This is a genomic window from Streptomyces sp. NPDC104096, assembly GCF_055584385.1.
This window is the reverse complement of record NZ_JBVJMD010000034.1, coordinates 83,472-90,810: the sequence shown is the minus strand read 5'-3', so window position 1 is coordinate 90,810 and position 7,339 is coordinate 83,472. Positions and strand designations below refer to the sequence as shown.

At 70.1% G+C, this 7,339-nt stretch carries 4 protein-coding genes; 2 read left to right on the top strand and 2 right to left on the bottom strand.

Features of this window, described 5'->3' with window-relative positions; translation table 11 throughout:
- Window positions 1–80 precede the first annotated feature (80 nt).
- Window positions 81–320, top strand: coding sequence for a heavy-metal-associated domain-containing protein (locus tag ACZ60B_RS28635; RefSeq protein WP_469391853.1), 240 nt, complete (start codon window positions 81–83; stop codon window positions 318–320).
- A gap of 94 nt (window positions 321–414) precedes the next feature.
- Window positions 415–2,697, top strand: a complete 2,283-nt coding sequence (locus ACZ60B_RS28630) for a heavy metal translocating P-type ATPase (RefSeq protein WP_469391851.1) — start codon at window positions 415–417, stop codon at window positions 2,695–2,697.
- A gap of 600 nt (window positions 2,698–3,297) precedes the next feature.
- Here the strand turns inward: ACZ60B_RS28630 and ACZ60B_RS28625 are convergent.
- Both ACZ60B_RS28625 and recD2 read right to left on the bottom strand, forming a co-directional pair.
- Complete coding sequence (locus ACZ60B_RS28625) at window positions 3,298–4,587, bottom strand: citrate synthase (RefSeq protein ID WP_162469785.1); 1,290 nt, start codon at window positions 4,585–4,587, stop codon at window positions 3,298–3,300.
- Between the two features lie 232 nt (window positions 4,588–4,819).
- Window positions 4,820–7,078 (bottom strand): SF1B family DNA helicase RecD2, encoded by a 2,259-nt coding sequence (gene recD2, locus ACZ60B_RS28620; RefSeq protein WP_469391848.1) that lies wholly within the window; start codon window positions 7,076–7,078, stop codon window positions 4,820–4,822.
- Window positions 7,079–7,339 lie beyond the last annotated feature (261 nt).

The window sequence follows — 7,339 nt, the reverse complement described above, 5'->3', positions numbered from 1 at the left end:
CCCCCTAGGGGTATAGTCTGGAGACAGTGGACCCCCCGTGGGCCCCGCCGGCCCCACCCGCCTCTGCGAGGAGCAACGACATGACCGCCCAGACCGACACCCCGGGTACCGTGACCGCCGTCTACAAGGTGAGCGGGATGAGCTGCGGACACTGCGAGGGCTCCGTCAGCGCCGAGATCTCCCAGATCCCCGGCGTCACCTCGGTGACGGCCGTCGCCGCCGACGGCGACGTCACCGTCGTCTCGACCGGCCCGCTGGACGAGGAGGCGCTGCGCGCCGCCGTCGACGAGGCCGGTTTCGAGCTGGCCGGCAGGGTCTGAGAGCCCCCTTCCCGTACCCGCTTCCCGACCGGGCCGTGCCGACCAGCCGACACTGGTGGCGCACGGCCCGTTCCGTCTCCTGGAGCACGGACACATGACCAGCACCGCCACGGACACCCCGATAGAGGCCCCCGGCGACGCGGCGGGCACCACCGCGATCGCCGAGGTCGAACTGCTCGTCGGCGGGATGACCTGCGCCTCCTGCGCGGCCCGCGTCGAGAAGAAGCTCAACCGCATGGACGGCGTCACCGCCACGGTCAACTTCGCGACGGAGCGGGCCAAGGTCACCTACCCCGCCGGGATCCAGGTCGCCGACCTGATCGCGACCGTCGTGAGGACCGGGTACACGGCCGCGGAGCCCGCGCCCCCGGAGCCGCTACGGCAGGACGAGGCGGCGCCGGAGCCTGCGGCGCCGGATCCCGAACTCGCGTCCCTGCGTCACCGCCTGCTCGTGTCCGCCGCGCTCGCGCTGCCCGTCGTACTGCTCGCGATGGTCCCCGCCTGGCAGTTCGACAACTGGCAGTGGCTCTCGCTCACCCTGGCCGCCCCCGTGGCGGTCTGGGGCGGATGGCCCTTCCACCGGGCCGCCTGGACGAACCTGCGGCACGGCGCGGCCACCATGGACACGCTGGTGTCGGTCGGCACGCTGGCGGCGTTCGGCTGGTCGGCGTGGGCGCTGTTCTTCGGCGACGCGGGCATGCCGGGGATGCGGCACGGCTTCGACCTCACCCTCTCCCGTACGGACCCCTCCTCGACGCTCTATCTGGAGGTCGCCGCCGGGGTCACCGTCTTCATCCTGCTGGGCCGCTGGCTGGAGGCCCGCTCCAAGCGGCGGGCCGGCGCGGCCCTGCGGGCGCTGCTGGAGCTCGGCGCCAAGGACGTCGCGGTGCTGCGGGACGGGCGCGAGGTACGGGTCCCGGTGGCCCGGCTGGCGGTCGGCGACCGGTTCGTCGTACGGCCCGGGGAGAAGATCGCGACCGACGGCACGGTCGTCGAGGGGACCTCGGCGGTGGACGCGTCCATGCTGACCGGCGAGTCGGTACCGGTGGACGTGACGGCGGGGGACGCGGTGACCGGCGCGACCGTCAACGCCGGGGGACGGCTCGTCGTCGAGGCCGCCCGGGTCGGCGCCGACACCCAGCTCGCGCGGATGGCCCGGCTGGTCGAGGACGCGCAGAACGGCAAGGCGCAGGTGCAGCGGCTCGCCGACCGGATCTCCGGGATCTTCGTGCCCGTGGTGCTGCTGCTGGCGGCCGCCACCTTCGGCGGCTGGTTCCTCGCCACCGGCGACCCGGCCGCCGCCTTCACCGCGGCCGTCGCCGTGCTGATCATCGCCTGCCCGTGCGCGCTGGGGCTGGCCACCCCGACCGCGCTGATGGTCGGCACCGGTCGCGGGGCGCAGCTCGGCATCCTGATCAAGGGCCCCGAGGTGCTGGAGTCCACGCGCCGGGTCGACACGGTCGTCCTGGACAAGACCGGCACGGTCACCACGGGCCGGATGACCCTCCAGGAGGTGTACGTCGCCGACGGCGCCGACGAGAAGCAGGTGCTGCGGCTCGCGGGCGCCCTGGAGCACGCCTCCGAGCACCCCGTCGCGCGCGCGATCGCGGCCGGCGCCGAGGAGCGGATCGGGACGCTGCCCGCGGTACAGCGCTTCGAGAACGTCCCGGGGCGGGGCGTCCACGGGCGGGTGGAGGGTCACGAGGTGGCCGTGGGGCGGCTCGCCGAGCTGTCCGCCGCGCTGCCCTCGGAGCTGGCCCGCGCCAAGGAGGAGGCCGAGCGGGGCGGCCGTACCGCCGTCGCGGTCGGCTGGGACGGAGCGGTCCACGGGGTCCTCGCGGTCGCGGACGCGGTCAAGCAGACCAGCGCCGAGGCCGTACGGGAGCTGCGCGCGCTGGGACTCACGCCGGTGCTGCTGACCGGGGACAACCGGGCGGTGGCCGAGGCCGTGGCCCGGACGGTCGGTATCGACGAGGTGATCGCGGAGGTGCTGCCCGAGGACAAGGTCCAGGTGGTGCGGCGGCTCCAGGGCGAGGGGCGGACCGTGGCCATGGTCGGTGACGGGGTCAACGACGCGGCCGCGCTGGCCACCGCGGACCTGGGCCTTGCGATGGGCACGGGGACCGACGCGGCGATCGAGGCGAGCGATCTGACGCTGGTGCGCGGGGACCTGCGGGCGGCCGCGGACGCCATCCGGCTGTCCCGGCGGACGCTGGCCACGATCAAGGGCAACCTGGTGTGGGCGTTCGGCTACAACGTGGCCGCGCTGCCGCTGGCCGCCGCGGGACTGCTGAACCCGATGATCGCGGGGGCGGCGATGGCCTTCTCGTCCGTGTTCGTGGTGAGCAACAGTCTGCGGCTGCGGGCCTTCCGCTGACGCACCCGGCGTTACCGAGGATCAACATCACGTCACCGCATCGGAAGTAAGAGTCCCCCTAGAGTCCGGCGCGAGCCTCACATAAGCTCTTCACAAGGCTCGCGCATCATCCTTACGCTTGAGCCCCGATCGGCGTATCAGGACTCTTGCGCACCTAACGGACATCCGCAAGAGACGCAGATCACAGTGCTGTGAACGTAACCATCGAAGGGATTCGAAGGTCTAAGTTTGGCGATGTCAGGAAGCGTCTTGGGGGGCGCCTCCTGGCATCTGGGGATGTCTTGGGGGACTTCCTCAGAGATGCGTCGCCGGGGCACACACACCGGGGAGCTTTGAGCGGCCCTCCCAGCGTGCGGTGTCCCGGCAGATCGCAGGTACCGACCAGTACGTACGACGTGCTCGTTCTGTTCAACAACCGCACACAGCAATACAGCGATTCAGGCGCTGCCTCAGACGCCCGGCCGGATCCCGTGGGGGGAATCCGCACCGGGACATGGGAAGGCGCCCTGTACGCCGGCCCGTGGGGGGACCGGCGGCAGGGCGCCTTCTGCTGTTTCAGACCCGCTGTCTCAGACCCGCGGTGTCAACCCCTGGTGGGGTTCAGCGCTCCTCGACCGGCACGAAGTCGCGCTCGACCACGCCGGTGTAGATCTGCCGCGGACGGCCGATGCGGGAACCCGGCTCCTTGATCATCTCATGCCACTGGGCGATCCAGCCCGGCAGACGGCCCAGGGCGAACAGGACCGTGAACATCTCGGTCGGGAAGCCCATGGCGCGGTAGATCAGGCCGGTGTAGAAGTCGACGTTCGGGTAGAGGTTGCGCGCGACGAAGTACTCGTCGGAGAGCGCGTGCTCCTCCAGCTTCAGCGCGATGTCCAGCAGCTCGTCGGACTTGCCGAGGGCCGAGAGGACGTCGTGCGCGGCGGCCTTGATGATCTTGGCGCGCGGGTCGAAGGACTTGTACACCCGGTGGCCGAAGCCCATCAGGCGGACGCCGTCCTCCTTGTTCTTCACCTTGCGGATGAAGGAGTCGACATCGCCGCCGTTGGCCTGGATGCCCTCCAGCATCTCCAGGACGGACTGGTTGGCGCCGCCGTGCAGCGGGCCCCAGAGGGCGTTGATGCCGGCCGAGATCGACGCGAACATGTTCGCCTGCGAGGAACCGACCAGGCGGACCGTGGACGTCGAGCAGTTCTGCTCGTGGTCCGCGTGCAGGATCAGCAGCTTGTCGAGCGCGGAGACCACGACCGGGTCGAGCTCGTAGTCCTGCGCCGGCACCGAGAACGTCATGCGCAGGAAGTTCTCGACGTAGCTGAGGTCGTTGCGCGGGTAGACGAACGGGTGACCGACCGACTTCTTGTACGCGTACGCCGCGATCGTCGGGAGCTTGGCGAGCAGCCGGATCGTGGAGAGGTTGCGCTGCTTCTCGTCGAACGGGTTGTGGCTGTCCTGGTAGAACGTGGACAGCGCCGAGACCACCGAGGACAGCATGGCCATCGGGTGGGCGTCGCGCGGGAAGCCCTTGTAGAAGTTCTTGACGTCCTCGTGCAGCAGCGTGTGCTGCGTGATCTCGTTCTTGAACGAGGTGAGCTCGTCGACGGTCGGCAGCTCACCGTTGATGAGCAGGTAGGCGACCTCCAGGAAGGTGGAGCGCTCGGCCAGCTGCTCGATGGGATAGCCGCGGTAGCGGAGGATGCCCGCTTCGCCGTCGAGGTAGGTGATCGCGGATTTATAGGCGGCGGTGTTGCCGTAGCCGCTGTCCAGGGTCACGAGGCCGGTCTGGGCCCGGAGCTTCCCGATGTCGAAGCCCTTGTCACCGACGGTGCTGTCGATCACCGGGTAGGTGTACTCGCCGTCGCCGTACCGCACTACTACAGAGTTGTCGCTCACGTCTTCCCTCACCGACTCTGTGCCTCATCTTCGAGGTTGCCCTGACTGTCTCTACCATCCCCCATTTGGCGCAGGAGAGTGCACTCGGGGTCGACCATTGGGCTTATCGGCGGCACTCAGTGCCGTCAACTTGCTCATCCTGCCCCCTTGCACCCGTAACCGGAAGAGCTCTGTGACCTTCGCGACTCATTTGATCGATCATTTTTTGTGAGCCCTGCCGTCGGGGCCCGGATCAGGCGCCCGCGAGCCGGAAATCCAGTGCTGTGCAGCGCCTTCCCGCCGACACGGTGCGCACCGCCTGACCGATCGCCTTGCGCGAACCCACCAGGACGACCAGCTTCTTGGCCCGGGTGACCGCCGTGTACAGCAGGTTCCGCTGGAGCATCATCCATGCACCGGTGGTGACGGGGATCACGACGGCGGGATATTCACTCCCCTGTGAACGGTGGATGGTCACGGCGTACGCGTGTGCCAGTTCGTCCAGTTCGTCGAACTCGTACGGCACCTCCTCGTCCTCGTCCGTCACGACCGTCAGGCGCTGGTCGACGAGGTCGAGCGAGGTGACCACGCCCACGGTGCCGTTGAAGACCCCGTTCTCGCCCTTCTCGTAGTTGTTGCGGATCTGGGTGACCTTGTCGCCGACCCGGAAGACCCGGCCGCCGAACCGCTTCTCCGGCACATCGGGACGGCCCGGGGTGACGGCCTGCTGGAGCAGACCGTTGAGCGTGCCGGCGCCGGCCGGGCCGCGGTGCATGGGGGCGAGCACCTGGACGTCCCGCCGCGGGTCGAGCCCGAACCTGGCCGGGATACGGCGGGCCGCCACGTCCACCGTGAGCCGGCCGGCCTCCTCCGTGTCGTCCTCGACGAAGAGGAAGAAGTCCTTCAGCCCGTCGGTGAGCGGATGCTGCCCGGAGTTGATGCGGTGCGCGTTGGTCACCACGCCCGACTGCTGGGCCTGGCGGAAGACCCGGGTCAGGCGCACGGCGGGGACCGGGCTGCCGTCGGCCAGCAGATCCCTGAGCACCTCCCCCGCACCGACGCTGGGGAGTTGGTCGACGTCCCCGACGAACAGCAGGTGGGCACCCGGCGGCACCGCCTTGACCAGCTTGTTGGCCAGCAGCAGGTCCAGCATGGACGCCTCGTCGACCACCACCAGGTCGGCGTCCAGCGGGCGGTCCCGGTCGTAGGCCGCGTCCCCGCCCGGCTTCAGCTCCAGCAGACGGTGGACGGTGCGGGCCTCGGCGCCGGTGAGCTCGGCCAGCCGCTTGGCGGCCCGGCCGGTGGGCGCGGCCAGCACCACCTTGGCCTTCTTGGCGCGGGCCAGCTCCACGATCGAGCGGACGGTGAAGGACTTGCCGCAACCGGGGCCGCCGGTGAGCACGGCGACCTTCTCGGTGAGCGCGAGCCGGACGGCGGCCTCCTGCTCGGGGGCGAGCTCCGCGCCCGTGCGCCCCTTCAGCCAGCCGAGCGCCTTGTCCCAGGCCACGTCGTGGAAGGCGGGCATCCGGTCGGCTTCCGTGCGCAGCAGGCGCAGCAGCTGGGCGGAGAGGGAGAGTTCGGCGCGGTGGAAGGGGACGAGGTAGACGGCGGTGACGCTCTCGCCGCCGTCCGCTGCCGGCACCTTCTCCCTTACGACGCCGGGGTCCTCGCCCTCCTCGGGCGGCGCGGCGAGTTCGCCCAGGCAGTCGATGACCAGGCCGGTGTCGACCTGGAGGAGTTTGACCGCGTCGGCGATCAGCCGCTCCTCGGGCAGATAGCAGTGGCCCTGGTCGGCGGACTGGGAAAGCGCGTACTGCAGGCCTGCCTTGACGCGGTCCGGGCTGTCGTGCGGGATGCCGACGGACTGGGCGATCTTGTCCGCGGTCAGGAAGCCGATGCCCCAGACGTCGGAGGCCAGCCGGTAGGGCTGGTTCTTCACCACGGAGATCGAGGCGTCCCCGTACTTCTTGTAGATGCGCACGGCGATCGACGTCGAGACCTCGACGGTCTGGAGGAAGAGCATGACCTCCTTGATCGCCTTCTGTTCCTCCCAGGCCTCGGTGATCTTCCTGGTGCGCTTGGGACCGAGGCCCGGGACCTCGATGAGCCGCTCGGGCTCCTCCTCGATGATCCTGAGCGTGTCCAGGCCGAAGTGCTGGGTGATGCGGTCCGCGAAGACGGGTCCGATGCCCTTGACCAGGCCCGAGCCGAGATAGCGGCGGATGCCCTGGACGGTGGCGGGCAGGACGGTCGTGTAGTTCTCGACGGTGAACTGCTTGCCGTACTGCGGGTGGGAGCCCCAGCGGCCCTCCATCCGCAGGAACTCGCCGACCTGGGCGCCGAGCAGCGCGCCCACCACCGTCAGCAGGTCACCGGCGCCGCGGCCGGTGTCGACGCGGGCGACCGTGTAGCCGTTGTCCTCGTTGGCGTAGGTCACGCGTTCGAGCACGCCTTCGAGTACGGCCGTACGCCGCTCTTCCGACCGAGGAGAGGCCTCCGCCTGATTGGACATGGGTCCGACGGTACCGGCGCGGTCCGACAACGCGGGCGGCCACCGGTTCTCAAGCCGGGCGGCCACCGGTTCCCAGGGGGGCGGTCATCGGTTCTCGCGCGGACGGCCACCGGTTCTCACCGGCGCCCGGGGATACGTCGAGGGGGCCCGGTCCGTCGACCCGGCCCCCTCGGATTCCCTCCCCATCAGAACCCCGCGATCCCCCCGGATCCCCTCCAGAAGTCCTGATGCCACGTACGACACGGCGGACGCGGAAAGGGT